This is a genomic window from Micromonospora coriariae (genome assembly GCF_900091455.1).
Classification (GTDB): domain Bacteria; phylum Actinomycetota; class Actinomycetes; order Mycobacteriales; family Micromonosporaceae; genus Micromonospora; species Micromonospora coriariae.
In genome coordinates, this window is sequence record NZ_LT607412.1 from 6,286,383 (window position 1) to 6,311,828 (window position 25,446).

Annotated in this window: 27 protein-coding genes; 14 read left to right on the top strand and 13 right to left on the bottom strand. The window is 71.4% G+C overall.

Annotation, left to right across the window (positions count from 1 at the left end; genetic code table 11):
* Positions 1–42 precede the first annotated feature (42 nt).
* The 5 genes from prcB to arc form a co-directional block, all read right to left on the bottom strand.
* A complete protein-coding gene (prcB, locus tag GA0070607_RS29255; protein ID WP_172899126.1) occupies positions 43–882 on the bottom strand; it encodes a proteasome subunit beta in 840 nt (279 codons plus the stop codon).
* A complete protein-coding gene (locus tag GA0070607_RS29260) occupies positions 801–1,322 on the bottom strand; it encodes an endonuclease VII domain-containing protein (protein WP_231930492.1) in 522 nt (173 codons plus the stop codon). Before GA0070607_RS29260 ends, prcB begins: the two co-directional genes overlap by 82 nt.
* Positions 1,323–1,509: 187 nt before the next feature.
* The gene (locus GA0070607_RS29265) at positions 1,510–1,725 is read right to left on the bottom strand and encodes a ubiquitin-like protein Pup (protein WP_088993750.1); all 216 of its coding nucleotides are present in this window, start codon (positions 1,723–1,725) and stop codon (positions 1,510–1,512) included.
* A 117-nt stretch (positions 1,726–1,842) separates the two neighbouring features.
* A complete protein-coding gene (gene dop, locus GA0070607_RS29270; protein ID WP_089021080.1) occupies positions 1,843–3,360 on the bottom strand; it encodes a depupylase/deamidase Dop in 1,518 nt (505 codons plus the stop codon).
* A gap of 184 nt (positions 3,361–3,544) precedes the next feature.
* On the bottom strand, positions 3,545–5,326 hold the full coding sequence (gene arc, locus GA0070607_RS29275; protein ID WP_089021081.1) for a proteasome ATPase: 1,782 nt from the start codon (positions 5,324–5,326) through the stop codon (positions 3,545–3,547).
* A gap of 178 nt (positions 5,327–5,504) precedes the next feature.
* Between arc and GA0070607_RS29280 the strand changes: the two genes are divergently transcribed.
* Entirely contained in the window at positions 5,505–5,795 is a 291-nt protein-coding gene (locus GA0070607_RS29280; protein ID WP_074309704.1) for a ferredoxin, read from the top strand.
* 55 nt (positions 5,796–5,850) lie between these two features.
* Here the strand turns inward: GA0070607_RS29280 and GA0070607_RS29285 are convergent, their stop codons facing one another.
* From GA0070607_RS29285 to GA0070607_RS29295, 3 genes are all read right to left on the bottom strand, one after another.
* The gene (locus tag GA0070607_RS29285) at positions 5,851–6,423 is read right to left on the bottom strand and encodes a hypothetical protein (protein ID WP_089021082.1); all 573 of its coding nucleotides are present in this window, start codon (positions 6,421–6,423) and stop codon (positions 5,851–5,853) included.
* 144 nt (positions 6,424–6,567) lie between these two features.
* Positions 6,568–7,569 carry a tRNA (adenine-N1)-methyltransferase gene (locus GA0070607_RS29290; RefSeq protein WP_408630855.1) on the bottom strand — a complete coding sequence of 334 codons (1,002 nt, stop codon included), beginning with the start codon at positions 7,567–7,569 and terminating at the stop codon, positions 6,568–6,570.
* Positions 7,566–8,720, bottom strand: coding sequence for a site-2 protease family protein (locus GA0070607_RS29295; RefSeq protein ID WP_089021083.1), 1,155 nt, complete (start codon positions 8,718–8,720; stop codon positions 7,566–7,568). The genes GA0070607_RS29290 and GA0070607_RS29295 overlap by 4 nt, the downstream gene beginning before the upstream one ends.
* A gap of 77 nt (positions 8,721–8,797) precedes the next feature.
* Here GA0070607_RS29295 and GA0070607_RS29300 point away from each other — a divergent pair, with 77 nt between their 5' ends.
* The 5 genes from GA0070607_RS29300 (at position 8,798) to GA0070607_RS29320 (ending at position 14,794) form a co-directional block, all read left to right on the top strand.
* Positions 8,798–9,712, top strand: coding sequence for a RecB family exonuclease (locus tag GA0070607_RS29300; RefSeq protein WP_089021084.1), 915 nt, complete (start codon positions 8,798–8,800; stop codon positions 9,710–9,712).
* A gap of 222 nt (positions 9,713–9,934) precedes the next feature.
* Entirely contained in the window at positions 9,935–10,621 is a 687-nt protein-coding gene (locus GA0070607_RS29305; RefSeq protein WP_089022177.1) for a response regulator, read from the top strand.
* A 347-nt stretch (positions 10,622–10,968) separates the two neighbouring features.
* Complete coding sequence (locus GA0070607_RS29310; protein WP_089021085.1) at positions 10,969–11,736, top strand: ABC transporter ATP-binding protein; 768 nt, start codon at positions 10,969–10,971, stop codon at positions 11,734–11,736.
* Positions 11,736–14,291, top strand: coding sequence for an ABC transporter permease (locus GA0070607_RS29315; protein WP_089021086.1), 2,556 nt, complete (start codon positions 11,736–11,738; stop codon positions 14,289–14,291). The genes GA0070607_RS29310 and GA0070607_RS29315 overlap by 1 nt, the downstream gene beginning before the upstream one ends.
* Positions 14,292–14,416: 125 nt before the next feature.
* Positions 14,417–14,794 carry a carboxymuconolactone decarboxylase family protein gene (locus GA0070607_RS29320; protein WP_089021087.1) on the top strand — a complete coding sequence of 126 codons (378 nt, stop codon included), beginning with the start codon at positions 14,417–14,419 and terminating at the stop codon, positions 14,792–14,794.
* A 16-nt stretch (positions 14,795–14,810) separates the two neighbouring features.
* On the opposite strand, the gene GA0070607_RS29325 is transcribed toward GA0070607_RS29320, so the two are convergent.
* The gene (locus tag GA0070607_RS29325) at positions 14,811–15,467 is read right to left on the bottom strand and encodes an HAD family hydrolase (RefSeq protein ID WP_089021088.1); all 657 of its coding nucleotides are present in this window, start codon (positions 15,465–15,467) and stop codon (positions 14,811–14,813) included.
* A gap of 119 nt (positions 15,468–15,586) precedes the next feature.
* A complete protein-coding gene (locus GA0070607_RS29330; protein ID WP_089021089.1) occupies positions 15,587–16,330 on the bottom strand; it encodes a neutral zinc metallopeptidase in 744 nt (247 codons plus the stop codon).
* A 202-nt stretch (positions 16,331–16,532) separates the two neighbouring features.
* Between GA0070607_RS29330 and GA0070607_RS29335 the strand changes: the two genes are divergently transcribed.
* Positions 16,533–16,913, top strand: coding sequence for a hypothetical protein (locus GA0070607_RS29335; protein WP_231930494.1), 381 nt, complete (start codon positions 16,533–16,535; stop codon positions 16,911–16,913).
* 5 nt (positions 16,914–16,918) lie between these two features.
* Here the strand turns inward: GA0070607_RS29335 and GA0070607_RS29340 are convergent, their stop codons facing one another.
* Positions 16,919–17,128 (bottom strand): hypothetical protein, encoded by a 210-nt coding sequence (locus GA0070607_RS29340; RefSeq protein WP_089021091.1) that lies wholly within the window; start codon positions 17,126–17,128, stop codon positions 16,919–16,921.
* Between the two features lie 249 nt (positions 17,129–17,377).
* Between GA0070607_RS29340 and GA0070607_RS29345 the strand changes: the two genes are divergently transcribed.
* Complete coding sequence (locus tag GA0070607_RS29345; RefSeq protein WP_231931218.1) at positions 17,378–17,770, top strand: YciI family protein; 393 nt, start codon at positions 17,378–17,380, stop codon at positions 17,768–17,770.
* Positions 17,771–17,773: 3 nt separating this feature from the next.
* A complete protein-coding gene (locus GA0070607_RS29350) occupies positions 17,774–19,036 on the top strand; it encodes an RNA polymerase sigma factor (RefSeq protein ID WP_089021093.1) in 1,263 nt (420 codons plus the stop codon).
* Between the two features lie 60 nt (positions 19,037–19,096).
* Here GA0070607_RS29350 and GA0070607_RS29355 read toward each other — a convergent pair whose 3' ends face one another.
* Positions 19,097–20,197, bottom strand: a complete 1,101-nt coding sequence (locus GA0070607_RS29355; protein WP_089021094.1) for a calcium:proton antiporter — start codon at positions 20,195–20,197, stop codon at positions 19,097–19,099.
* Positions 20,198–20,351: 154 nt separating this feature from the next.
* On the opposite strand from GA0070607_RS29355, the gene GA0070607_RS29360 reads away from it, so the two are divergent.
* The 3 genes from GA0070607_RS29360 to helR all read left to right on the top strand — a co-directional run bounded on the left by GA0070607_RS29360 (position 20,352) and on the right by helR (position 23,609).
* On the top strand, positions 20,352–20,714 hold the full coding sequence (locus tag GA0070607_RS29360; protein ID WP_089021095.1) for a metalloregulator ArsR/SmtB family transcription factor: 363 nt from the start codon (positions 20,352–20,354) through the stop codon (positions 20,712–20,714).
* Positions 20,711–21,232, top strand: coding sequence for an SRPBCC family protein (locus GA0070607_RS29365; RefSeq protein ID WP_089021096.1), 522 nt, complete (start codon positions 20,711–20,713; stop codon positions 21,230–21,232). Before GA0070607_RS29360 ends, GA0070607_RS29365 begins: the two co-directional genes overlap by 4 nt.
* Positions 21,233–21,458: 226 nt before the next feature.
* Positions 21,459–23,609: an RNA polymerase recycling motor ATPase HelR gene (gene helR, locus GA0070607_RS29370; RefSeq protein WP_197701187.1), complete on the top strand. Its 2,151-nt coding sequence runs from the start codon at positions 21,459–21,461 to the stop codon at positions 23,607–23,609.
* Here the strand turns inward: helR and mug are convergent.
* Complete coding sequence (mug, locus tag GA0070607_RS29375; protein ID WP_089021098.1) at positions 23,606–24,178, bottom strand: G/U mismatch-specific DNA glycosylase; 573 nt, start codon at positions 24,176–24,178, stop codon at positions 23,606–23,608. The genes helR and mug overlap by 4 nt on opposite strands.
* Before the next feature lie 100 nt (positions 24,179–24,278).
* On the opposite strand from mug, the gene GA0070607_RS29380 reads away from it, so the two are divergent.
* The gene (locus GA0070607_RS29380; protein WP_089021099.1) at positions 24,279–25,022 is read left to right on the top strand and encodes an SAM-dependent methyltransferase; all 744 of its coding nucleotides are present in this window, start codon (positions 24,279–24,281) and stop codon (positions 25,020–25,022) included.
* Between the two features lie 33 nt (positions 25,023–25,055).
* Positions 25,056–25,445, top strand: a complete 390-nt coding sequence (locus GA0070607_RS32595; protein WP_157743301.1) for a hypothetical protein — start codon at positions 25,056–25,058, stop codon at positions 25,443–25,445.
* Position 25,446: the final 1 nt, after the last annotated feature.

Here is a 25,446-nt window from a genome sequence, read left to right on the forward strand (position 1 = left end):
GCACTGTGCTGACGACTGCTGGCTGGTGGGGGTGAACGAGGGTCAACCGCCCGGGTTCTCCATCCGGCCGGAGACCACGCCCTCGGCGATCGCCGCCGTCTCGGCGTCGGTCAACCGGCGGGTGCCGTCGGCGGTCGCGGTCATCACCACCGGGTAGATCCGTCGGGTCAGGTCAGGTCCGCCGGTCGCGGTGTCGTCGTCCGCGGCGTCGTAGAGCGCCTCGACCGCCAGTCGGGTCGCGTCGTCGACGGACAGGCCGGCCCGGAAGCGCTTCTTCAACGCGGACTTGGCAAAGAGCGAGCCGGAGCCGATCGCGTCGTAGCCGGTCTCCTCGTACGGGCCGCCGGTCACGTCGAAGCTGAAGATCCGGCCAGCCCGCGCCGGGTCCGCGCAGGCGAGGTCGAACCCGGCGAAGAGTGGCACCACCGCCAGCCCCTGCATGGCGGCGCCCAGGTTGCCCCGGATCATCGAGGCCAGCCGGTTGGCCTTGCCGTCCAGCGAGAGCATGGCGCCCTCGATCTTCTCGTAGTGCTCCAGCTCCACCTGGAACAGTCGCATCAGCTCGATGCCGATGCCCGCGGTGCCCGCGATGCCGACCAGCGAGTACGCGTCGGCCGGGTGGACCTTCTCGATGTCGCGCTGGGCGATCAGGTTGCCCATGGTGGCCCGTCGGTCGCCGGCCATCACCACACCGTCAGCGGCCGCGATGGCCACGATGGTGGTCGCGTGCGGCGCCAGGTCGGCGGCCATGCCCGGTGGCAGCGGCCGTCGACCGGGCAGCATCTCGGGCGCCGCCCGGCTCAGAAACGTGGTGAAGGAGGACGTCCCCGCGTTGGTGAACACATCTGGTAGACGCCCGGATGGATCAAAGCCCGCTGCCACGTGGTTCCTCTCAGGTACGTGATCGCCCTGGCCAGCCTCATGGGACTGTCACGGAACTGGCCAAGACCACCGTTGCAGTTGAAGCAGAGTATCCCGCGCACCCATCCGGTGCGATGATCGTGGTCCAGATGTTGCGGGTCCGCGCCGCCGCAGATCGCGCAGACCCCGCCCTGCTCGGCCAGGAGCTCGTCAAACTCCTTCTGCCCCACGCCGTAGCGCCGCCGCAGGTGGTATTCACGACTGCCGCCGTGCAGCCGGAGCTTGCTCTCCTTGCCCTTCTCGTTGTGGCAAGGCTTGCAGTATCGGCCGTAACCCCCACGGCCAGAGCGGTTACGCGGAAAGTCGCCGAGAGTCTTGACGACACCGCATTCCGGGCATCGCCGGTGCCCCTCCGGCACTACCGGCAACGGGCGCACATCCCTGCCCTGCTGCTCCTTCACGCGCTTGGCATAGCTGGCCTTCGAACGGACGTTGAAGCAGGGTTTGCAGTAGCTGCCACGACCTTCGGGGCGCCTGCTGCTGGCACAGAATTGGTCGAGAGGCAGCCACTCGCCACAGTCTCGACAGCGGCGGCGGCCGTCCCGATCATCCGAGGGGCGAGGCATGTCCGAATTGTTCGGCTATGCCCTACTCACCCCCTTTTTGTACATAGCCTCTCACGAACTCCTCGGCGTTCTCCTCGAGAACGGAGTCGATCTCGTCGAGCAGGTCGTCGACGTCCTCGGTGATCTCGGCGTGCCGCTCGGCCACCTCAGGGTTGGCCTCGGTGGTGACGTCCTCGATCTCCTCGCCCTGCCGGGACTTGCCGGACTGCGACTGACCGCCGCTGTCACGAGTGGCCATAGCTGCCTCCTCTAGATCGCCTGGCATGAAATCTACCCCGTGGAAGCGACAGAAAGCCCCCGCGTCAGCCGTGTTCGGGTGGCACCGATCGCCGATCCCCCACCGGCGCGGCGCCGCTCACCGGCCGGTCAACGTCTCCAGGAGGTCCTTGGCGCTGGCGCAGCGGTCGAACAACGCCCCGACGTGCGCGCGGGTGCCCCGTTCCGGCTCCATCATCGGCACCCGGACCAGCGACTCCCGGCCCACGTCGAAGATCACCGAATCCCAGCTCGCGGCGACCACCTCGGAGGCGTACTGCGCCAGGCAGCGACCGCGGAAGTAGGCCCGGGTGTCCTCGGGCGGCTCGGTCATCGCGGTACGCGTCTCCTCGTCGGTGAGCAGCGTCTTCATCGCCCCCCGGGAAACCAGCCGGTGGTAGAGGCCCTTCTCCGGCCGGACGTCGGAGTATTGCAGGTCGACGAGCTGGAGCTTGTGCGCGCCCCAGCCGAGCTTCTCCCGCTCCCGGTAGCCCTCCAGCAGCCGCTGCTTCGCCACCCAGTCCAACTCGTCGGCGCAGAGCATCGGATCGCGACCCAGCCGGTCCAGCACGCTCTCCCAGCGGTCCAGCACGTCGGTGGTCTGCTCGTCGACGTCCGTGCCGTAGCGGTCGTCGACAAAGGACCGGACGCGCTCCAGGTAGGCCCACTGCACGTCCAGCGCGGTGAGCCGCCGGCCGTCGCGCAGCCGCATCCGGTGCGACAGGGACGGGTCGTGGCTGACCGCACGCAGCTCACTGACCGGGTCGGCGATGCCGAGGTCGGAGCCGAGCGCCTTCTCCTCGATCATGGTGAGGATCAGCGCCGTGGTGCCGACCTTGAGGTAGGTGGAGATCTCCGAGAGGTTGGCGTCGCCGATGATGACGTGCAGCCGGCGGTACTTGTCGGCGTCGGCGTGCGGCTCGTCCCGGGTGTTGATGATGGGACGCTTGAGCGTGGTCTCCAGACCCACCTCGACCTCGAAGAAGTCGGCACGCTGGGAGATCTGGAAGCCGCTCTGGCCGCCGTCCTGGCCGATGCCGACGCGGCCGGCGCCGCAGACGATCTGCCGGGTGACGAAGAACGGCGTCAGGTACGCCACGATGTCGGCGAACGGGGTCTGCCGGCGCATCAGGTAGTTCTCGTGCGCGCCGTAGCTGGCGCCCTTGTTGTCGGTGTTGTTCTTGTAGAGGTGGATCGGCTGGCTGCCGGGGATGGTGGCGGCCCGGCGGGACGCCTCGGCCATCACCCGCTCGCCGGCCTTGTCCCAGCGCACCACGTCGCGCGGGTTGGTCACCTCGGGGGTGGAGTATTCCGGGTGGGCGTGGTCGACGTAGAGCCGGGCGCCGTTGGTGAGTATCACGTTGGCCAGGCCGAGGTCCTCGTCGGCGAGGGCCTCGGCGGGGTCGTAGGCGGCCCCGGAGTAGGTGAAGCCGCGTGCGTCGCGCAGCGGCGATTCCTCCTCGTAGTCCCACCGGGCCCGTCCACCCCGGTTGAGCTCGGGGCGGGCTCCGTACGCGTTGACCACCTGGGACGAGGTGACCATCGGGTTGGCTCCGGCCTGGCCGGGCACGGAGATGCCGTACTCGATCTCGGTGCCCATGATCCGTCTTACGCTCATCGACCTACCCGCTTCGCTCGCCCGACCCGGTCCCCCGTCACGTCGAGCGTAGTCCGACAGATCGGGGACGGGGGCACGCCGGTGCAGCCGTGTTACCGGTGTCGTCGCCGCCCTGGGTCCACAGGAAACAGCAGGGGCCCGGGACGCGTCGCGTCCCGGGCCCCCGGCCGTTGCTACCTGTGGCTCAGAGGTACTGACCGGTGTTGCTGGCGGTTTCGATGGACCGCCCGGCCTCGGCGCCCTTGCCGCCGGAGACGAGCGTGCGGATGTAGACGATCCGCTCGCCCTTCTTGCCGGAGATCCGGGCCCAGTCGTCGGGGTTGGTGGTGTTGGGCAGGTCCTCGTTCTCCCGGAACTCGTCGACGCAGGCGTCGAGCAGGTGCTGCAGGCGTAGCCCCTTGCGCCCGGAGGTGAGGAACTCCTTGATGGCCATCTTCTTGCTGCGGTCGACGATGTTCTGGATCATCGCGCCGGAGTTGAAGTCCTTGAAGTAGAGGACTTCCTTGTCACCATTGGCGTAGGTGACCTCGAGGAAGCGGTTCTCCTCGGTCTCCGAGTACATCCGCAGCACCACGGCGTCGATCATGGCCGCGACGGTGGCCTGGGGGTCGGTGCCGTGCTCGGCCAGGTCGTCCGGGTGCAGGGGCAGCCCGGAGAGGATGTACTTGGAGAAGATGTCCTTCGCCGCTTCGGCGTCCGGCCGCTCGATCTTGATCTTCACGTCGAGCCGACCGGGGCGCAGGATCGCCGGGTCGATCATGTCTTCCCGGTTGGAGGCGCCGATGACTATGACGTTCTCCAGCCCCTCCACGCCGTCGATCTCACTGAGCAGCTGCGGGACGATCGTGTTCTCCACGTCGGAGGAGACACCGGAGCCACGGGTCCGGAAGATCGAGTCCATCTCGTCGAAGAACACGATCACCGGGGTGCCCTCGCCGGCCTTCTCCCGGGCTCGCTGGAAGATCAGCCGGATGTGCCGCTCGGTCTCGCCGACGTACTTGTTGAGCAGCTCCGGGCCCTTGATGTTGAGGAAGAAGCTGGTGTGCTTCTCCTTGCCCTGCCGCTCGGCGATCTTCTTGGCCAGCGAGTTGGCCACCGCCTTGGCGATCAGCGTCTTGCCGCAGCCGGGCGGCCCGTAGAGCAGGATGCCCTTGGGCGGACGGAGCTGGTGCTCACGGAACAGGTCCGCGTGCAGGAAGGGCAGCTCCACCGCGTCGCGGATCTGCTCGATCTGCGACTGGAGGCCACCGATGTCGGTGTAGTCGACGTCGGGCACCTCCTCCAGGACCAGCTCCTCGACCTCGCTCTTCGGGATCCGCTCGTACGCGTACGCCGAGCGGGGCTCGATCATGAGCGAGTCGCCGGCCCGGATCGCCGAGCCGATGAGCGTCTCCGCGAGGTGCACGATGCGCTCCTCGTCGGAGTGGGAGACCACCAGCGCCCGGTCACCCGGCGCGCCACCCGGCCCCTCCAGGATCTCCTTGAGCATCACCACCTCGCCGACCCGCTCGTAGCCGAACGCGTCGACGATGTTGAGCGCGTCGTTGAGCAGAACCTCCTGGCCACGGCGCAGCTCGTCCACGTCGAGCGAGGGCGAGACGGCGACCCGCAGCTTGCGACCACCGGTGAAGACGTCCACCGTGCCGTCGTCGTGCCTGGCCAGGAAGACGCCGTAGCCACTCGGCGGTTGTGCGAGGCGGTCGATCTCCTCCTTGAGCGTCACGATCTGCGTGCGAGCCTCCTTGAGGGTGCTCACCAGCCGGTCGTTGTTCTCGGTCAGCCGCGCCAACTGTGCCTGGGTGGCCGCCAGCCGCTCTTCGAGCTGCCGGACGTGTCGGGGGCTTTCGGTCAACTTGCGCCGCACCAGGGCGAGTTCCTCTTGAAGAAACGCGACCTGCGTGGAGAGATCGTGGGCTTCCTTCTCCCACCGTGCGGCGCGCGAGTCCGCGTCGTCGCTGCGTGCCACGTCCCACCTCCCCGGGGGGCTTGAACGTTCTGCCCTAACACTAGCCGCTATGAGGCCGATTCGGTCCCACGCAACACCCTCGTCACCGAACCTTGATCGCCAAGGGTGGCCTGGCGGGCCGGTACCGGCGTTCGGGTACCGTCGGACCGTACGACGGGAGAACATGGGGGGTGCACCGGTGGCCGAGGTCGCGACCGACCAGTTGCAGGTCTGGGTGGACCAGGATCTCTGCACGGGCGATGGGCTCTGCGTGCAGTACGCGCCGGAGGTGTTCGAGTTCGACATCGACGGCCTGGCGTACGTCAAGGGCGCCGACGGTGAGCTGCGGATGGCGCCGGGCAGCCGGGTGGACGTGCCCGAGCACCTGCGGCTCGAGGTGATCGACTCCGCGAAGGAGTGCCCGGGCGACTGCATCCACGTCGTGCGGGGCGACGGTGTCGAGGTCGCCGGCCCGGACGCCGAGGACTGAGCGACCCCCGCCGGGTGCCAGCACCCGGCGGGGCCACGGCCCGTGGCGGTACGGCTCAGAGCATCGGGCGGCCGACCACCGAGGCGACCAGCCGGGCGAACTCTTCCAGCCGGGCGATCTGCCCGGCGCCGCCGTCGTCGAGGGTCTTGCCGAAGCGCAGGGCGTCGTGCCGTGGCGTGCCGACGATCTCCTCGCTCGGCGGCGCCTCGTCCAGCGAGGTGAGCAGCAGGTACACGTCGATGCTGTCGACCCGGATCTCGCCGCTGTCGGTGCGGTTGAGCCGGCGACGGCAGCCGACCTCGGTGACGGTGGAGACCGGCACCACTCGCAGCGACGACGTCATCGACCCCGGCGGGCCCTCCGTCGGCGGCACGTCCTCGCCGTGCCAGAGGATCAGCCGGCTGCCGTCGCAGACCACGACCTCCTGCCACACGCCGTTGACCTCGTTGACGAAGCGTTCCAGGGTGAAGCCGAGCACCGACGCCCCGCGCAGCACCCCGCCGAGCGCCTCCAGGGCCACGTCCGGGTCGCGCAGGTAGGCGCGCGCCGCCGACTCCAGGTCCTGGTAGGGCGACCAGTCCGGAAACACCGCGGGCAGATCGCCGCCGCCGTAGCCCGGTCGGCTCATGCCGCCTCCCCCCGCTCGGCGACGCCGGCGCCCGGACGCGGGCCACCCCGGTCGGCCCGCGCACCCCCACCGTCCCGCCCGCTCACACCGGCCGGGACGCACACACCCGCACGCGTGCTCACGCCGGCCCGCCCAGCTCGATGGTCACGGCCTGTCCATCTCCCCCGCCGCGTCGGGCTCCACACCCGCCGCCTGCGCGGCGGCCGCCTGCCGGGCCGCCTCCGCCTCGCGCAGCACCTGCCGGCGCTGCACGTACGCCTCGGTGCCCTTGCTGGGCTTGCGGCGCCGGGGCGGGGCGGTGACCCCGGGGGCCAGCTTGCGCGCGGAGACCAGGAACGCGGTGTGCGCGATCATCCGGTGGTCCGGCCGGACGGCGAGGCCCTCGGCGTGCCAGTCCCGCACCAGCGACTCCCAGGCCCGCGGCTCGGTCCAGCCGCCACGCTCGCGCAGCGCCTCCACCAGCTCGGAGAGCTGGGGCGTGGTGGCCACGTAGCCGATGAAGACGCCGCCGGGCACCAGTGCCCGCTCGACCATGTCGAGCGTCTCCCACGGGGTGAGCATGTCCAGGATGATCCGGTCGAAGCCGGTCTCCTGGCATTGCGCGACGTCGCCGACGTGCAGGTTCCACGAGGGGTGCGGCCCGTTGAAGAACGCCTCGACGTTGCGCTTGGCGATCTGGGCGAAGTCGTCGCGCAACTCGAACGAGTGCAGCTCGCCCTCGGTGCCGACGGCACGCAGCAGGGAGCAGCTCAGCGCGCCGGAGCCGGCGCCGGCCTCGAGGACCTTGGCGCCGGGGAAGATGTCGCCCATGGCGACGATCTGCGCCGAGTCCTTCGGGTAGATGACCTGGGCGCCGCGCGGCATGGACAGCACATAGTCCGACAGCAGCGGCCGCAGGGCCAGGAACGCCGTACCGCCGCCGGTGGTGGTCACCACGCTGCCGTCGGGGAGCCCGATCAGCGCGTCGTGCGCCAGGATGCCGCGGTGGGTGTGGAACTCCTTGCCGGGCTCCAGCGTCACGGTGTGCATCCGCCCCTTCGGGTCGGTCAGCTGCACCCGGTCGCCGGGCCGGAACGGCCCGCGGTGCACGGGTGTCAGCGCCGGGGAGGCGGCGTCGGCCGGGACGGTGGAGGGAGTTGCGGTCACGATGTCATCTTCCGGTCGGGTTCGAGGAGCTGCGCGAGGTCCGCGATGTGCAGAATGCCGACGACATCTTCGCCTGCCGTCACCACGTACTGCGCGCCCGGGTGGCTCTGCACGGCGTCCATCACCCGCTCGCCGTCCAGCCCGACCGGCAGCGCGGGGAGCGCGCCCAGCGACCGGGCGACGGCGTCCACGGCCAGCCACGGGCGGCGATCGGCGGGTACCGCCTCGGCGGCGGCCGGGTCGACCAGCGCGACCGGCCGGCCGGTGGAGTCGGTGACCAGCAGCGCGGCGGTGGGCTGCCCACCCTCGGCGCGCCGGCGCTGGGCCTCGGACAGCGGTGTGCCGGTGGTCACCGGCCAGACCGGCCGGGCCAGGCGGGACAGGTCGATCAGCGGGAACCGGCGGCTGACCCGGGCGGCCCGGATCGACTGTCCGGCGCCACGCCAGAGGGTGACGGCGACCAGCAGCATCAGCGGCAGCGCCAACGGCGCCAGGTAGTCGGTGAGGGTGAGCAGCACGACCAGGGCGACGGTGCCGACGGCGACCGCACGGCCGGCCCAGCCGGCGACCTCGGTGCCGCGGTGCCGGTCGCCGGTCAGGCCCCACACCGCGGCGCGCAGCGCCCGGCCGCCGTCCAGGGGCAGGCCGGGCAGGATGTTGAACAGCGCGACGATGACATTGCTCACCGCGAGCTGGAAGGCGAGCTGGTGGGCCACGGTGCCCCCGGGCAGGGCCAGCGTCGCGGCCACCGCGACGACGGCCAGCACCGCGGAGACCGCGGGGCCGGCCAGCGAAACCAGCAGGTCGACCCGGGGGGACGGGGCGTCCCGGTCCATCTCGGTGTACCCGCCGAGCAGTTCCAGGGTGATCCCGCGCACACCGATGCCGTACCGCCGGGCGGTGAGCGCGTGACCCAGCTCGTGCAGCAGCACCGAGCCGAGCAGCGACACCACGAACCCGAAGCCGATCAGGTAGCCGCTGACCTGCGGCAGGTCCAGCTGCCGGCGGGCGAACTCCGCGTACAGCACGGCGACCAGCGCGGCGAGCAGGAGCATCGAGGCGTTGAGGTGCAGCGGTACTCCGAACAGCCGGCCCACGTTCAGGCCGGTGCGCCGGTCGGGTCGCCGCGGCGGCCGGGATGTCTGCTCCATCGGGACGATGCTACGGACCGGGGGTGCCCGGGGCGGGCGGCGGTCGGTGTCACACCGGTGCCCTAACCTTTGCCGACATGACGGCGGAACCGGTCACCACCCACCACTCCCCCTCCCCGGCGCAGGCGCCGTCGACGGTGCGGGCCTCGCTGTCCCCGTCGCGGGCGGCGGATTTCAAGACCTGCCCGCTGCTCTACCGGTTCCGCAGCATCGACCGGCTGCCCGAGCGGACCACCATCGAGCAGGCCCGGGGCACCCTGGTGCACGCGGTGCTGGAGCGCCTGTTCGACCTGCCCGCCGAGGGCCGCACACCGGCCGCTGCCGGTGACCTGGTGGCCCCTCAGTGGGACCGGATGGTCACCGAGCAGCCGGAGCTGGCCGGGATCTTCGACGGCGCGGAGCCGGCCGGGCCGGTGGAGTTCCTGCGTTCCGCCGCCGGACTGCTGGAGGGCTACTTCGCGGTGGAGGACCCGACCCGGTTGGAGCCGGCCGAGCGGGAGAGCCTGATCTCGGCGGTGGTCGACGAGGAACTGCTGATCCGGGGTTACCTCGACCGGCTCGACGTGGCCCCGGACGGCGCGCTGCGGGTGGTCGACTACAAGACCGGTGGCGCCCCGCGGGAGGCGTTCGAGGCGCGGGCGCTGTTCCAGCTGAAGTTCTACGCGCTGGTGCTGTGGCGCACCCGCGGGGTGGTGCCCAAGGTGCTGCGACTGCTCTACCTGCGCGACGCCGAGGTGTTGGACTACACGCCCGACGCCGAGGAGCTGGTCCGCTTCGAGCGCACGGTGGTGGCGCTGTGGCGGGCGATCGAGCAGGCCACCGACCGGCAGGATTTCCGGCCCCGCCCGAGCAAGCTGTGCGACTGGTGCAGTCACCAGGCGCTGTGCCCCAGTTTCGGCGGCACCCCGCCACCGTTCCCGGTCCGCGTGGCCGGCGCCGATCCCCTGCGCGACGCCCGCTCCGGTCCGGCGGCTCCGGGCGCCGACGACTGACCCGGAGAGCCGCACGCCGGTCACCGCGACTCTCGCCGGTCACCGCGCCCCCGGGGCCCGTACGCGCCGAGCGACCTCGGGCGCTGAGACGACCGGACAGGTGCCGCGCCGGTCGGGACGCGGCGGCTGGCCGACCTCTACCGTGGTCCGCGGCGCACCGGCCGGCGTGCGCGAGGATGACCGGTGCGGCAGCACGGCGTCGGCGCGGGACAGGGAGACGAGATGACCGAACGGGTGGCCTCGGCGCGGCCGGTGCGGATCCTGCTCGCCGACGACCAACCGCTGCTGCGCACCGGATTCCGGATGGTGCTGGGCGCCGAGGGCGACCTCGACGTGGTGGCGGAGGCCGGCGACGGCCTGGAGGCGGTGGAGCTGTCCCGCCGCCTGCTGCCCGACGTCGTGCTGATGGACATCCGGATGCCCCGGATGGACGGGGTGGCCGCGACCCGGGCGATCGTCGACGCCCGGTTGCCGGTACGGGTGCTGGTGCTGACCACGTTCGATCTGGACGAGTACGTCGTGGGCGCGCTGCGCGCCGGCGCCAGCGGGTTCCTCGCCAAGGACGTGCCGGCCGAGGAGTTGATCGCGGCGATCCGCACTGTGGCCGGCGGGGACGCGGTGGTGGCGCCGCGGATTCTGCGGCGGCTGCTGGACCGCTTCGCCGACCTGCTGCCCGACCCGTCGGCGACACCGTCGGCCGTGCTCAGCACGCTCACCGACCGGGAGCGCGAGGTCCTGGTGCAGGTGGCCCGAGGGCTGTCCAACTCCGAGATCGCGGCGGTGCTGTCGGTCAGCGAGACCACCATCAAGACCCACGTCGGTCACGTGCTGACCAAGCTGCGGCTACGCGACCGGGTGCAGGCGGTGGTGCTGGCGTACGAGTCGGGGCTGGTCCGTCCCCGGGCGTAGCCCCCTGACGCCCGCTACCTCACCCGGCGTACGCACAGATCCCTCCGTGGGGGGACGGCCCGGTTGCCGCGCTCACCTACCGTGACCAGAGGTGGCTCGGCGCGGTTGACCTCTCGTGGGGTCAGCTCCTGGCGTCCGGCCCTGGAAGCGTTCCGCCGATCGGGAAACACGTGGATCGGCCGTCGGGTCAGGGGCAACCCTGAACCGGCATGGGGGTGCACCCGCAGCGTTAAATCCGCGCCGAGTCCCCCCGTGGGCGGACGGGATGGGCGCGTGCAGCGCCGATGATTGACGTGCCGGACCAGCGGGGGCGGCGCGTATTGGCAGAGATGGAAGAGGTAGATGACGTGACCGCGACGGTAGGCCAGCAGGCGCAGGCCGCGGCCCGGGCGAACGACGTGTGGAAGGTGTACGGCAGCGGCGAGGCGCAGGTCATCGCGCTACGCGGGGTGAGCGCGGAGTTCGAGCGCGGCCGGTTCACCGCGATCATGGGCCCGTCGGGTTCCGGCAAGTCGACGCTGATGCACTGCCTGGCCGGCCTGGACTCGGTGACCCGGGGGACGGTGGCGATCGGTGAGACGACCGTCACAGGGCTCGGTGACTCCGGGCTGACGAAGCTGCGCCGGGACAAGGTGGGCTTCATCTTCCAGCAGTTCAACCTGCTGCCCACGCTGACCGCGAAGGAGAACATCCTGCTGCCGCTGTCGATCGCCGGGCGCAAACCGGACCCGGCCTGGTACGACACGGTGATCGACACGGTCGGCCTGCGGGATCGGCTGGACCACCGGCCGGCGCAGCTCTCCGGCGGGCAGCAGCAGCGGGTGGCCTGCGCGCGGGCGCTGGTCTCCCGCCCCGAGGTGATCTTCGCGGACGAGCCGACGGGCAACCTGGACTCCCGCTCCGGCGCGGAGGTGCTCAACTTCCTGCGCAACTCGGTGCGTGAGCACGGCCAGACGATCGTCATGGTGACCCACGACCCGACCGCCGCCGCGTACGCCGACCGGGTGGTCTTCCTCGCCGACGGGGAGATCGTCTCGGAGCTGATCGAGCCGACCGCCGACACGGTGCTGGACACCATGAAGAAGCTGGACACTCCGGCCGAGGTGGGCAACTGATGTTCCGGGCGACACTGAAAAGTCTGCTGGCCCGCAAGGTCCGGCTGATCCTGTCCGGGCTGGCGGTGGTGCTCGGAGTGATGTTCGTGTCGGGCGCGTTCGTGCTCACCGACACGCTGGGCCGCTCCTTCGACTCGGTCTTCGCCGACGGGTTCTCCGAGATCGACGTGAACGTCGCGGCGAAGCCGAAGGTGGAGGTCAGCGAGGTCGAGGGCGAGCAGACCGCCAACCCGCTGCCCGCCGCCGTGGTGGAGCGGGTCGAGCAGATCCCGGGGGTGGCCTCGGCGACGGGCGTCGTGAACGCCGACGGCGCCCGGGTGATCGGCAGCAACGGCAAGGTGGTCACCTCCTTCGGTCCGCCGCAGTTGGGCGAGAACTGGACCGGGGAGAGCGAGCTGCTGCAACTGCGCGAGGGGCGCGGGCCGCAGGCCGACGACGAGATCGTGATCAACAAGTCGCTGGCCACGGCGGCGAAGCTGCAGGTCGGCCAGAAGGTCGGCGTGCTGACCGCGTTCGAGTCCAAGAAGCGGGATTTCACCCTGGTGGGCATCCTCGGTTACAGCGGTGACCGGGACTCGATCGGCGGGGTGAACGAGGTCTTCTTCACCACCCCGGTGGCTCAGCGGCTGATGCTCGGCACGCCGGACACGTTCAGCAGCGTCACGGTGCGCGCCGCCGACGGCGTCTCGCACGAGGTGCTGCGCGACGACGTGGCCCGCAGCCTGGGCGCGGAGTTCGAGGTGAAGACCGGCGAGCAGGTGGCGGCGGACGCCGCGGCCGGCCTGAAGGAGGGCCTCTCCTTCTTCAACAAGATCCTGCTCGGCTTCGCCGCGGTGGCGCTGCTGGTGGGCACCTTCCTGATCCTGAACACTTTCTCGATCATCGTTGCCCAGCGCACCCGGGAGCTGGCGCTGATGCGCGCCATCGGGGCCAGCGGCCGGCAGATCATCGGGTCGGTGGTGCTGGAGGCGATCGCGGTCGGGCTGATCGCGTCGGTGCTCGGCCTGGCGGCCGGCATCGGGGTGGGCGCGCTGCTGGCGTTCCTGTTCGGCAAGCTGGCCGGTGGGCTCACCCTGGCGGGCATCGGCGTGCCGGCGGCCGCGGTGATCGGCTCGTTCGCGGTCGGTCTGGTGATCACCGTGGTGGCGGCGTTGCTGCCGGCGCTGCGGGCGTCCCGGATTCCGCCGATCGCCGCCATGCAGGACGTGGCGACTCCGGACCGGCCGCTCACCAAGATCACCATCGCCGGGTCGGTGGTCACCGGCATCGGCGCCGTGCTGCTCTTCCTCGGGCTCAGCGGCAACGCCAGCGGTCAGACGCTGCCCACCATCCTGGGTGGGGTGCTGTTCGCCTTCATCGGCGTGGCGCTGCTGACGCCGCTGATCAGCCGGCCGGTGGTGAGCCTGCTCGGGGCGATCTTCTCCTGGTCGGTGCCGGGCAAGCTGGGCCGGCTGAACTCGGGGCGCAACCCGCGCCGGACCGCGATCACGGCAGCCGCCCTGATGGTCGGCATCGCGTTGGTCACCGGCGTCACGGTGATCCTCGACTCGGCCAAGGGCAGCATCAGCGCTCTCGCCGAGGACACCATCAAGGCCGAGCTGGTGATCTCCGGGGTGCAGGGCGGCCCGCGGCCGCCGAGCTTCGACCCGGGGGTGCTGGACCAGGCCAAGGCCCTGCCCGGCGTGCAGATGGTCGACGGCGAGTACGGCGACATGGCGAAGCTGAACGGCGAGAGCACCTGGGTCGCGGCGAGCAGCGACGTCGCGTCGCTGCGGCAGATCTTCGGTGCCAAGCCCACCGCCGGTGACATCGACCGGCTCAGCCCGACGCAGATGCTGGTCAGCTCGGACACCGCCGACTCCCGCGGCCTGTCGGTGGGCTCGACTGTGAACGTGCAGCTGACCCGGGGCGAGGCGCGGACGTACACGGTCAGCGGCATCTACGAGTCCTCGCAGCTGACCAACCCGGTGCTGCTGCCGGTGACGGCGGCGAAGGACTTCGCCATCCCGCAGCCCATCCAGGGCTTCATCCAGCTGGCCCCCGGCACTCGGGTCGCCGACGTGCAGCCCCGGGTGGAGACGCTGCTCGCGGACAGCCCCGAGGTGTCGGTGGCCGATCGGGAAGCGTTCATCGATCAGCAGACGGGTCAGCTCGACGGCCTGCTCACGATGATCCAGATTCTGCTGGCGCTGGCCATCGTGATCGCCGTGCTGGGCATCATCAACACCCTGGCGCTGTCGGTGCTGGAGCGGACCCGCGAGCTGGGTCTGCTGCGGGCGATCGGCCTGCGCCGCGGGCAGACCATGGGAATGATCACCGTGGAGGCGGTGGTGATCTCCGTGTTCGGCGCGCTGCTCGGCGTGGTGGTCGGCAGCGGCCTCGGCGCGGCCGTGGTCGAGGCGCTCAAGGACGAGGGGATCACCGACCTGATCCTGCCGTGGGGACAGATGGGTGTCTTCCTCGGTCTCGCCGCGATCATCGGGGTGGTGGCCGCGGTGCTCCCGGCGGTCCGGGCGGCAAGGATCAACGTCCTGGGCGCGATCGCCCACGACTGACCGCTCAACCACGAGACCCCGGCGCCACTCGCGGCGTCGGGGTCTCGTGCTGTGCGACCTGGCCGAATGTCCTCCGACCCGGACGTCGAGCTGCCAGGATGACCGTGCGGGCCGGGAGGGGTGACATGACCGACCAGGATGCCTACCAGCGGGCACTGGACAACGCCGAGCGGCTGCTCGGTCAGCCACTCGCGCTGCCCCTGGCTAACGGCGAGCCGCCGGTGGGGCAGGATTTCCGCCGCCTCGCCACCGTGCAGACCTTTGGCGAGGCGTGGCCCCGGGAGGGGTTGGACGTGCGCAGCCGCTGCCTGGTCTCGGTGGCGATCGCCGCAACCCTCGGCACCCACGAGCCGCTGCGCGGCCAGCTGCGCATCGCCCTGCACTCGGGGGTGACCAGGGAGGAGATCGTCGAGTTGTTCATCCACCTGGCCGCCTATGCGGGGGCCGCCCGGGCGTTCGACAGCTACCAGGTGGTCGCGGCGGTCTTCGCCGAGCGCCCCTGACCCGCGCCGGCCCCGGTCAGCCGGTCGCGCCGGCCCGGTTGACCAGCAGCGCGGTGAGCAGATCCAGGTCCGCGCCGGTCAGGCTCTCCACCTGGTGTACGCCGGGCATGTCCGGCAGGGGCGCCTCCGCGGGTACGGCCAGCACCGCCGCACCGGCGGCGAGCGCGCTGGCCACCCCGGTCGGCGAGTCCTCGATCGCCACGCAGCGGCCGACCGGCACATCCAGCAGCCGGGCGGCGGTCAGGTACGGCTCGGGGTGCGGCTTGGTCGCGACGACCTCGTCGCCGCAGACCACCACGTCGAAGCTGTCCCGCCCGAGGGTGTCCAGGGCGATCTCGACCAGTGGCCGGCCGCTGGAGGTGACCAGCGCGGTGGGGATGCCCGCCGCCCGGACCGCGCGCAGCAGGGCGAGCGCCCCAGGACGCCAGCGCAGCCCGCCGCGGAACAGCTCCAGGATCCGGGCGTTGATCCACGCCGCGCTGGCCTCCGGGTCCCGTTCGGGCTGACCCAGGTCGTCGTGCAGGATGCGCATCGACTCGGCCATGCTGGTGCCGACGATCGACCGGCGGGCGGCGATGGAGAGCTCGCCGCCGTACTCCCGCGCGAGTTCCTGCAGTGCGACGTCCCACAGCTTCTCGCTGTCGACCAGCGTGCCGTCCATGTCGAAGAGCACGGCGGCGGGGTGATGGCTGCTCAGCGGATCCTCCAGGGTCGTGGCGACACCGGCGATCCTGCCAGGGCCGGCCGCCGCCGGTGGCGGCGGCGGGCGCCGGGGTGACCGGGGCAACCCGCTCAGCCCAGGTCGCAGGCCTTCAGCGAGCGCTCGTAGCCGCGGAAGAACGACTCGGTGCGCTGCTCGGCGGTGCCGTGCGATCCCTCGGCGAACCACGGCTGGTTCGGGTCGTCGCCGACCGCCGCCACCCCCTCCCGGAACTCCTCCAGGTCACCCTCGGCCAGGCTCAGGTCGCCGGAACGCACCGAGTCACCGAGGTACGCCCCGGCCATGCAGTCGGCCTGCAACTCCTGCTGGATGGTGAAGCTGTAGTTGATGCCGAGCCGCACCTGGATGCCGTGGGCGTATTCGTGACCGAGCAGGTAGAACACGAACGCGTCACCGACCTGGCGGAACGCCCCAACCGACCAGGCGATGTCGTAGGCGATGAAGTCGCCCCGGGAGCAGTAGACCGCGTTGTTGCGCGGCAATGGTTGGCCGCCGCAGGACACCTCACCCGCCCGCTGGTACGGGGTGATCCGCCGGATGGGCTGGAAGCGCTGCCCGGACGCCTTGAACTGGGCCGCCCAGTACCGCTCGGCGACCGCCTGGGCGTCGGCGACGTCCTGCTCGAACTCGGCAACGCTGGTGGTGCTGTCGGCCCGGGTGGTGCTGGGCCCCGGCGAGGCCGCCGACCGGTCCGGTGCGGGGCGCTCACCCTCCGGTTCGGCCAGCCCACCGCCGGCGCACGCGACCGACACCAGCGCGGCGATCAGCAGGCCCGCCAGCGGACCTCGGGCAGCACGTCCTGATCGTGCCCTCACTGTGCCTCCCCTGGCGTCCGTGCTGAGCTAGGCAGTACCCCGACGATACGGCCGCCATGCCCACCACCTCATTCACGTGCGTGGCCGCCGGGTGGTTCACGGCTCAGGCTTGTGCACGGGTCAGGCCTGTGCACGGGTCAGGCGCGGTTCACGGCGTCGGGGTTGAACGGCCACAATGGGCCGGGGCGGATGTCGCCGTCCGGTGAGGAGAGTCGTCGTGCACGTGCTGGGCAGCCGCCGGCGCAGTCAGCCGGCCCCGCCGCACATCGTGTGGCGCTCGCTGCGCGACCCGTACGAGGCCGGCAGCCGGCCCTGGCTGGAACTGCGCGACGACGAGGTGGCGCCCCGGGTGGTGGCGGGCTACGCGCCGGTGCTGCTGATCTGGTCGTCCCTGTGGCCGCACCGGCCCCTCGACCGGATCCGCTTCGACCTGGCTCCCGGGCCGCCCGGGAGTCAGGACTGTGACCTGCGCTGGACACTCACCACCGACGGGGAACTGCCGGGCGAAAGCACCCTCGGGTACCTGCGCCACCGTCTCAACTACCTGATCAACAACCGGCTGCGGCTCTCCTACGGGCAGTAGATAGGTCAGCCCGTGCTGTCGCGGCCCCGCTGCCACAGGTCGCCCTGCTCGCCGTGCCGCTCGGCCTCGTACCGGTGCTGCCTTGCCCGCGCGTCCCGCCCGGCGGCATCGTCGTCCACGGATCGCAACCGCGCCCGATCACGCCACGCGACCACCCCGAACGCCGCACCCCCCACCGCGGCAAAAACCCCAACCACCACCCACACCGTCGTCATCCCGCCACGCTAACCACCCCCCACCACCCCCTCCCCGCGCCCGTCCCCCCGCACCCCAGTCTGTTGATCATGAAGTTATCGCCGGGTGGCACGGCGTGTCGTGACAACAACTTCATGATCGACGCGCGCTGAGGGGGTGGGGTGGGGAGTGTGGGGTCGTAGCTTGTCCGGGTGGGGTGGGTGGCTTCGACGTCTCTGGTAGAGCGGCGCCGGGGTGGCGCCGGAACAGGAGGGACCATCGTGAAGTACATGATCCTGCTCTACGGCTCGCAGCAGGACTACGACGTGCTGACCGGCCGGGCGACCGACCGACCGGCCATGTCGACCGAGCAGATCGCGGCCATGCACAAGCACATGGAGACGTTCCACCAGGCACTCGCCGAGTCCGGGGAACTGGTCGACGCCCGGGGGCTCAGCGAGCCGGTGCACGCCCGCCGCGTGCAGGTGCGCGACGGCGCGCCGGTGGTCACCGACGGCCCGTACCCGGAGACGCAGGAGGTGCTGGCCGGCTACACCATCGTGGAGTGCGCCAGCTTCGACCGGGCCACCGAGATCGCCGCCGGCCTGGTCGACCCGGACTCCCCCGGCGGGTACGTGGACGTGCGGCCGGTGCTGGACGGCGTCGAGGACCTGGCTGGCTGACCGGTGCCGGAGACCGCTCCACCCGTCGAGGACCTGCTGCGTACGCTCGCGCCGCAGGTCCTCGGCGCGCTGGTACGTCGCTACGGGCACTTCGACACCGCCGAGGACGCTGTCCAGGAGGCGCTGATCGCCGCGGCGAGCGGTTGGCCGCGCGATGGCGTACCGGAGAGCCCCCGCGGCTGGCTGATCACCGTGGCGTCCCGCCGGCTGACCGACCTGCTGCGCAGCGAGCAGGCGCGGACGCGGCGGGAGGACGCCGTGGCGCGGTGGGTGCTGCCCGAGCAGTGGCACGCGCCCGCCGCCGACCGACCGCCGGCGGACGCCGACGACACGCTCATCCTGCTGTTCCTGTGCTGCCATCCGGCGCTGTCGCCGGCCTCGCAGATCGCGCTCACGCTGCGCGCGGTGGGCGGGTTGAGCACCGCCGAGGTGGCCCGGTCCTTCCTGGTGCCCGAGGCGACGATGACCCGGCGGATCAGCCGGGGCAAACAAAGGATCCGGGCCAGCGGGCTGCGGTTCGCGCCGCCCACCGCCGCGGAGCGCGCCGACCGGCTCGCCGCCGTGCTGCACGTGCTGTACCTGATCTTCACCGAGGGGTACGCGCGCACCGCCGGCCCCGGCCTTCTGCGCGGCGATTTGACCGCCGAGGCGATCCGGCTGGCCCGGCTGGTGCACCGCCTGCTGCCGGACGATCCCGAGGTGACCGGCCTGCTCGCGTTGATGCTGCTCACCGACGCGCGCGCCCCGGCCCGGATCGGCCCGCACGGCGAGCTGGTGCCGATGGCCGAGCAGGACCGCGGCCGGTGGCGGGCCGACCAGATCGCCGAAGGGGTCGCTCTGATCACCGCGGCGCTGCCGCGCGGGATCGTCGGGCCGTACCAGCTCCAGGCGGCCATCGCGGCCGTGCACGACGAGGCGCCCAGCGCGGAGGACACCGACTGGGCCCAGATCACCGCCCTGTACGAGGTGCTGCTGGGTATCTCCGACAACCCGGTCGTGGCGCTCAACCACGCGGTGGCGGTGGCGATGGGCCGGGGCGCGCCGGCCGGGCTGGCGCTGCTCGCCGAGCTGGCCGACGACAGCCGGCTGGCCGACGATCCCCGCCTGCCGGCCGCCCGCGCCCATCTGTGGGAGCTGACCGGTGAACGGGTCGCGGCGCGGGAGGCGTACCGGATGGCGGCGGCGCGGTCGACGAACCTGGCGCAGCAGCGCTACCTGAACGCCCGCGCGGACCGGCTGGCAGACGACTCGGGCGCCGGTCGGTGAAGGAAGGGACCCTTCTTATCGCCAGGCGGTAAGAAGGGACCCTTCCTTACGGGCGGCGGGTCAGGGGCTGGCGGCCAGGAAGACGAAGGCGGCCAGCAACACCAGGTGCACGCCACCCTGCAACACGTTGGCCCGGCCCGGCACGACGGTCAGCACCGCGGTCACCGCGGTGAGTGCGAGCAGTGCGAGCTGGGTGCCGCCGAGGCCGAGCAGCAGCGGGCCGTCCAGCCAGATCGAGGCGATCGCTATGGCCGGGATGGTCAGGCCGATGCTGGCCATCGCCGAGCCGAGCGCGAGGTTCAGGCTGATCTGCACCCGGTCACGGCGGGCGGCGCGGGCTGCGGCCAGGGTTTCGGGCAGCAGCACCAGCAGCGCGATGATGACACCGACGAACGCGTGGGGCAGGTTCGCCGCCGCGACCCCGGCCTCGATGGTCGGGGAGACGGTCTTGGCGTCGCCGACCACCGCGACCAGCGCCACCAGCAGCAGCCCCAGACTGACCAGCGCCGCGCGCGTCGTCGGCGGCTTCGCGTGCTCCTCGGCGTCGATCACGTTGCCCTGGCTGTCGACCGGCAGGAAGTAGTCGCGGTGCCGGCCGGTCTGCACCAGCACGAACAGCCCGTACAGTGCCAACGACGCGACGGCGGCGAACGTGAGCTGGGCCGGGCTGAACTGCGGGCCGGGTCGGGCCGTGGTGAAGGTCGGGATGACCAGGCTCAGGGTAGCCAGGGTGATCACGGTGGCCAACGCCCCGCCGGTGCCCTCCGGATTGAACACCGCCACCCGCCGGCGCAGCGCCCCGAGCAGCAGGGACAGGCCGAGTATCCCGTTACAGGTGATCATGACGGCGGCGAAGACGGTGTCCCGCGCGAGCGACTGGGTCTTCTCCGGCCCACTGATCATCAGCGTGACGATCAGGGCGACCTCGATCACGGTGACCGCGACGGCGAGCACCAGCGAACCGTACGGCTCGCCCACCCGGTGGGCGACCACCTCGGCGTGGTGCACAGCCGCGAGCACCGCGCCACCCAGCAGCGCCGCCACCACCAGCACGACGGGTGCCGGTAAATCCCGCCCCCACGTCACGAGCAGCACCAGAACGGCGAGCACGGGTACGGCGACGGTCCAGTCGGTCAGTCGGGAACGAAGCAGGGCGGCCATGGCACAAACACTGCCAGGTCAAGTGATCATGTGCCCACCATCGACGCAGCCGTCCCGGGGTGGTGGCACGCTCCACTGCGGTCCATGGCCACGATCGCCGACCGCACCGACGCCATCCGCGCAGAAACCGTAACCTGTCGGTTACACTTTCGAGGTGGACGAGGTGGCCACCGCGATCGCGGACCCGGTACGACGGCGCATCCTGACCATGCTGCGCGACGAGCCGCTGGCCGCGGGCGAGATCGCCCAGCGGTTCGCGATCAGCCGACCCGCGATCAGTCGCCACCTGCGGTTGCTGCGGGAGAGCGGACTGGTCCGCGACGACCTGATCGGCCGGAGGCGGATCTACCGCCTCGATCCCGGCCCGCTCGCCGAACTGGTCGACTGGCTCGCGCAGCTGGTCACCGCCGACCGGTGGGAGCGGCACCTCGACGCGTTGGAGACCGAGGTCTATCGAACCCGCCGGGAACGCCGCAGCGGCGGCCCGGCGGAGCACCGAAGGGAGCACACGGCATGACCCGTACACCCGCCGGACGACTGTTTCGCACCGCCGCCGGCCACGACCTCGTCCTCACCCGGACGTTCCGCGCCCCGGCGTCGGACGTGTGGGCCAGCCTGACCGAACCGGAGCGCACTGCCCGCTGGTTCGGCCCCTGGCAGGGCGACGCCGGGCCCGGACGGACCATCCGGGTGCAGATGGCGTACGAGGAGCAGCAGCCCTGGTGTGACGTCCAGATCGACGCCTGCGAACCCCAGCGGCGACTCGCCGTGTCGATGATCGACAGCTACGGCAGCTGGCTGCTGGAGATGGAGCTGTCCGAGGCGGACGGCACGACCGAGCTGCGGTTCGTCCAGCACCTCACCAGCGTGGAGGGCATCGCCGAGGTCGGCGCCGGCTGGGAGTACTACCTGGACATGCTTGTCGCCTCCCGGGACGGCTCACCCCAGCCAGGATTCGACGAGTACCACCCTGCGATGCGGTCCTACTACCAGGCACTCGCTCAGGAGAACAGCGACTCCGCTCAGCCCGCCTGAGGTCGCCTCGAGCTCGCGGGGAACGGCGGAGAGTGTCCGTCACGGCGGACGATCCAGCGGCAAAGGAGGGCACACCCACTCCCCGCCACTTCTAACGTATAGCGCACCGGGGGGCTTGCGGCAAGACCCGGGTGATGCCGCAGAATCGCCGACCGAGGCCAGGACCTGCGGAAACGCCCAGTAAGGGTTGACCGCGACCTCAGATCGGAGCCGATGAGTGAACCCCGTGACCGCCAGCGTTTTCGACCTTCCCGACCATCTCTCCCCCAAGGCCGACCCGGCGTTGGTCGCCCGCGACGAACGGCACTTCGCGGCCCTCGCGGAGAGCCTCGAGGAGTTGCACGCCGAGCTGTCCGACCGGCTTGACACCGCGCGCAGGGCGCCTGGCGGCAGGGGCCGGCAGGCGGTGGACCGGGACATGGAGGTCCGCCGGCTGACTGCTCGCCTGCGCGCACTGCGCCGCTTCGGTCTGGATCTGTGCATCGGACGCATGGTCAGCGCGGACAATCCCGAGCCGGTGTACGTCGGCCGACGGGGCCTCACCGACAACGCCGGTCGCCGGCTGTTGCTCGACTGGCGCTCCCCCGCGGCTGAACCGTTCTTCGGCGCGACCCACGGCAACCCGATGGGCCTGGCGAGCCGCCGCAGGTATCGCTGGACCCGCGGCCGGATCAGCGACTACTGGGACGAGGTGTTCACCCCGGACGGGCTGGAGGGGCACGCCGCGCTCGACGACCAGTCCGCCTTCATCGCCAGCCTGGGCAGCAGCCGGTCGACCCGGATGCGGGACGTTCTCGGCACCATTCAGGCCGACCAGGACGCCATCATCCGGGCAGGGTCCCGGGGCGCTCTCGTGGTCGACGGCGGTCCGGGTACGGGGAAGACCGTCGTCGCCCTGCACCGCACCGCCTATCTCCTCTACTCCGACCCTCGCCTCGGTCACCGCCGGGGCGGCGTGCTGTTCGTCGGGCCGCACCAGCCCTACCTGGCCTACGTCGGCGACGTCCTGCCCAGCCTCGGCGAGGAGGACGTACAGACCTGCACGCTGCGGGACCTCGTGCCCGAGGGGGCCGCGGCAACCATCGAGACCGACCCGGACGTGGCCCGCCTCAAGTCGTCCGCGGACCTGGTGAAGGCGATCGAGGCGGCCGTCAGGTTCTACGAGGAGCCGCCGGCCAGACCGATGACGATCACGGCCGGCGACGCCGACATCGAGCTGAGCGCCGACGACTGGGCCGAGGCGTTCAGGGCCCCGGGCCCCGGCACGCCGCACAACGAGGCGCGTGACGAGATCTGGGAGGAACTGCTCACGATCCTGCTGGAGAAGTACGACGGCGACGAGCCGGAGGACCTGGTCCGCAGGTCGCTGCTGCAGAACAGGGAACTGCTCACAACCGTCAACCGTGCCTGGCCGCTGCTCGAGGCGACCGACCTCGTCGGTGACCTGTGGTCGGTGCCCGCCTATCTGCGCAGGTGCGCTCCCTGGCTCAGTCCCGACGAGATTCGGAAGCTCCAACGCGGCGAGGCACAGGCCTGGACGGTGTCCGACCTGCCGTACCTGGACGCGGCACGGCAGCGGCTCGGTGATCCGGAGGCGTCCGGGCGCAGGCGCCAGCACGATGCCGCTGTCGCCGTCGAACGCGATCGCCGGGCCACGGTCATCGACGAGCTGATCGCGGCCCATGTCTACGACGACGGTGAAGGTGTGCTGTCGAGCCTGCGCCAACTGGACCTCCAGGACGCCCTGGTCGACGAGACCGCACTGCCCAGCACCGAGCCGGACCAGCTCGCCGGCCCGTTCGCGCACATCGTCGTGGACGAGGCTCAGGAGCTGACCGACGCGGAGTGGCAGATGTTGCTGCTCCGCTGCCCGTCCCGGAGCTTCACAATCGTCGGCGACCGCGCGCAGGCGCGGCACGGGTTCACCGAGTCGTGGCAGGAACGGCTGGAGCGGATCGGGCTCGACCGCGTCGACCTGGCCTCCCTGAGCATCAACTACCGGACGCCGAAGGAGGTCATGGCGGAAGCCGAGCCGGTCATCCGGGCCGCCCTCCCCGACGCGAACGTGCCGACGTCCATCCGCAGCGGCGACGTCCCCGTCGTACACGGATCCGCTTCCGACCTGAGCTCGATCCTCGACACCTGGCTCGCCGCGCACGCCGACGGCATCGCCTGCGTCATCGGTGATCCCACCTTCCCGACCACGTCCCGCGTCCGGTCGCTGACCCCGGAACTGTCGAAGGGGCTCGAGTTCGACCTGGTCGTCCTCGTCGATCCCGAGGCGTTCGGCACCGGCATCGAGGGAGCCGTCGACCGATATGTCGCGATGACCCGGGCGACCCAGCAACTCGTCATCCTCACGAGCTCCACGAACTAGGAGCGCAGCGTCTCCGCGTACAGCGCCGCGAACTCGGCGGTCAACGCTGGCAGCGGGAAGTGCGCGTTCAAACCACTGGGGTTGGGCAGCACCCAGACCCGGGCTGGGCCCAGCCGATCCGGCTGCGGGCCCAGCCCGGCCCGGGGCCGGGAAAAGGCGATCCGGTACGCGGTCACCCCGAGGATCGCCACCCACCGTGGCCGGTGCCACTCGGCCTTCACCGCCAACCCGGTCACCCCGGCCACCAGCTCCGCCGGCGTCAGCTCGTCGGCGCGGGCGGTGGCCCGGTTGCTCAGACTGGTGATCCCGACGCCCTGCCGCAGCAGCTCGTCGCGTTCCCACGGGTACAGCTCCCGGTCCGTGAAACCGGAGCGGTGCAGGGCCGGCCAGAAGCGGCTGCCCCGCCGGGCGAAGTGCTCTCCCACTGCGGCGGAGTAGAGGCCCGGGTTGAAGCCGCAGAACAGCACCCGCAGGCCGGGACCGATCACATCCACCAATCCCCGCCCGGCCGCCGCCGCCACCTCCTGCGGGGTCGGCCGCCGGAAGTGCCCCGGCTCGCCCATGTCCATCCCACCGATCCTGCCGTACGGCCCGCCGGCCGAGCACGGCTTCCGGACTGTGGGGTGGCCCGGGCGCGCACCCTGGATCACGACTTGACACCCTCAACGGATGCAGTCAATCGACCACCTCGCCACCAGCCGCTACGCCCGGATGCGCTGGAACACGCCGCTGTCCGAGGAGCACGCGTCCCTGCTGCTGCAGCGGCTCGACGTCCGCCCCGGCTCGCGCGTGCTGGACCTCGGCTGCGGCTGGGGTGAGCTGCTGCTCAGGGCGGTCGCCGCGGGCGGTGTCGCCGGCCCGGTCGCGACGAGGGGCGTCGGCGTCGACACCGACGATGCCGCTCTGGCCCGCGGGCGGAGGCTGGCCGTGGGCCGGTCACTGAACCGGCACGTCGCGTTCGTGATGGGGGAAGCGGCGGCCTGGCAGGAGCCGGCCGACCGGGTCCTGTGCATCGGCTCCGCGCACGCCTTCGGCGGCACCGGCGCAGCCCTCGACACGCTCGCCACCGTGGTCCGGCCCGGTGGACGGCTGCTGTTCGGCGAGGGGTTCTGGGACCGTCCCCCAAGCAGGGAGGCCGAGGAGATCTTCGGGGCGGAGGTCACCGATCTCGCGGGACTCGTCGAGGCCGCGCGCGAGCGTGGCTGGCGGGTCCTGCACCTGAGCACCGCCGACCAACGGGAGTGGGACGACTTCGAGTCCACCTGGCTCGCCGGCCGGCAGGAGTGGCTGCTGACGTACCCGGAGGATCCCCGCGCGGCGGAGGTCCGCGCGGAACTCGACGACCGGCTGCGCCAGTACCTCACGGTCTATCGCGGAGTCCTCGGCCTCGCGTATCTCGTCCTCGGTCGCTGACGGTACTTGAGCTCGGTGGCTACGGTGAGCGCGGTGAGCGGTCGACCTCGCGATCTCCGGGCAACCCACGACGCACGCCCGGCCCTGCACCGGCGGGTCCTCATCGTTTTCGCTGGCACCGTGCTGGTGTGGCTGTTCGTCTACCACGGTGCCCCGCTCGGCCGGGACGACGGCCGCCCGACCCATGTCGCCAGGGCCATCCTCACGACGCTGCTCGTCGTACCCCTGGTGGTGGCCGCCCGCCGCCTGCTCGACCGACGGCCCTGGACCGGGCTCGGGTTGCCCTCTCCGCGCACCGGCGGGCGGCGCCGCCACCTCCCCCGACCGACTGCTCCTCTTCCGAGCCGATGGCCGACGCCGCCGTCGTTGGCTGCTATCCAGGGTTCCTCGATCGAGGCGGGGACGCCCACCCGGCGCGGGTGAT

Excerpts from the sequence above, each read along its gene's own strand:
- GA0070607_RS29265 (WP_088993750.1), bottom strand. The coding sequence starts at position 1,725 with ATGGCCACTCGTGACAGCGGCGGTCAGTCGCAGTCCGGCAAGTCCCGG.
- dop (WP_089021080.1), bottom strand. The coding sequence starts at position 3,360 with ATGAGCGTAAGACGGATCATGGGCACCGAGATCGAGTACGGCATCTCC.
- GA0070607_RS29285 (WP_089021082.1), bottom strand. The coding sequence starts at position 6,423 with ATGAGCCGACCGGGCTACGGCGGCGGCGATCTGCCCGCGGTGTTTCCG.
- GA0070607_RS29295 (WP_089021083.1), bottom strand. The coding sequence starts at position 8,720 with ATGGAGCAGACATCCCGGCCGCCGCGGCGACCCGACCGGCGCACCGGC.
- GA0070607_RS29300 (WP_089021084.1), top strand. The coding sequence starts at position 8,798 with ATGACGGCGGAACCGGTCACCACCCACCACTCCCCCTCCCCGGCGCAG.
- GA0070607_RS29305 (WP_089022177.1), top strand. The coding sequence starts at position 9,935 with ATGACCGAACGGGTGGCCTCGGCGCGGCCGGTGCGGATCCTGCTCGCC.
- GA0070607_RS29315 (WP_089021086.1), top strand. The coding sequence starts at position 11,736 with ATGTTCCGGGCGACACTGAAAAGTCTGCTGGCCCGCAAGGTCCGGCTG.
- GA0070607_RS29320 (WP_089021087.1), top strand. The coding sequence starts at position 14,417 with ATGACCGACCAGGATGCCTACCAGCGGGCACTGGACAACGCCGAGCGG.
- GA0070607_RS29340 (WP_089021091.1), bottom strand. The coding sequence starts at position 17,128 with ATGACGACGGTGTGGGTGGTGGTTGGGGTTTTTGCCGCGGTGGGGGGT.
- GA0070607_RS29345 (WP_231931218.1), top strand. The coding sequence starts at position 17,378 with ATGATCCTGCTCTACGGCTCGCAGCAGGACTACGACGTGCTGACCGGC.
- GA0070607_RS29355 (WP_089021094.1), bottom strand. The coding sequence starts at position 20,197 with ATGGCCGCCCTGCTTCGTTCCCGACTGACCGACTGGACCGTCGCCGTA.
- GA0070607_RS29365 (WP_089021096.1), top strand. The coding sequence starts at position 20,711 with ATGACCCGTACACCCGCCGGACGACTGTTTCGCACCGCCGCCGGCCAC.
- mug (WP_089021098.1), bottom strand. The coding sequence starts at position 24,178 with ATGGACATGGGCGAGCCGGGGCACTTCCGGCGGCCGACCCCGCAGGAG.
- GA0070607_RS29380 (WP_089021099.1), top strand. The coding sequence starts at position 24,279 with ATGCAGTCAATCGACCACCTCGCCACCAGCCGCTACGCCCGGATGCGC.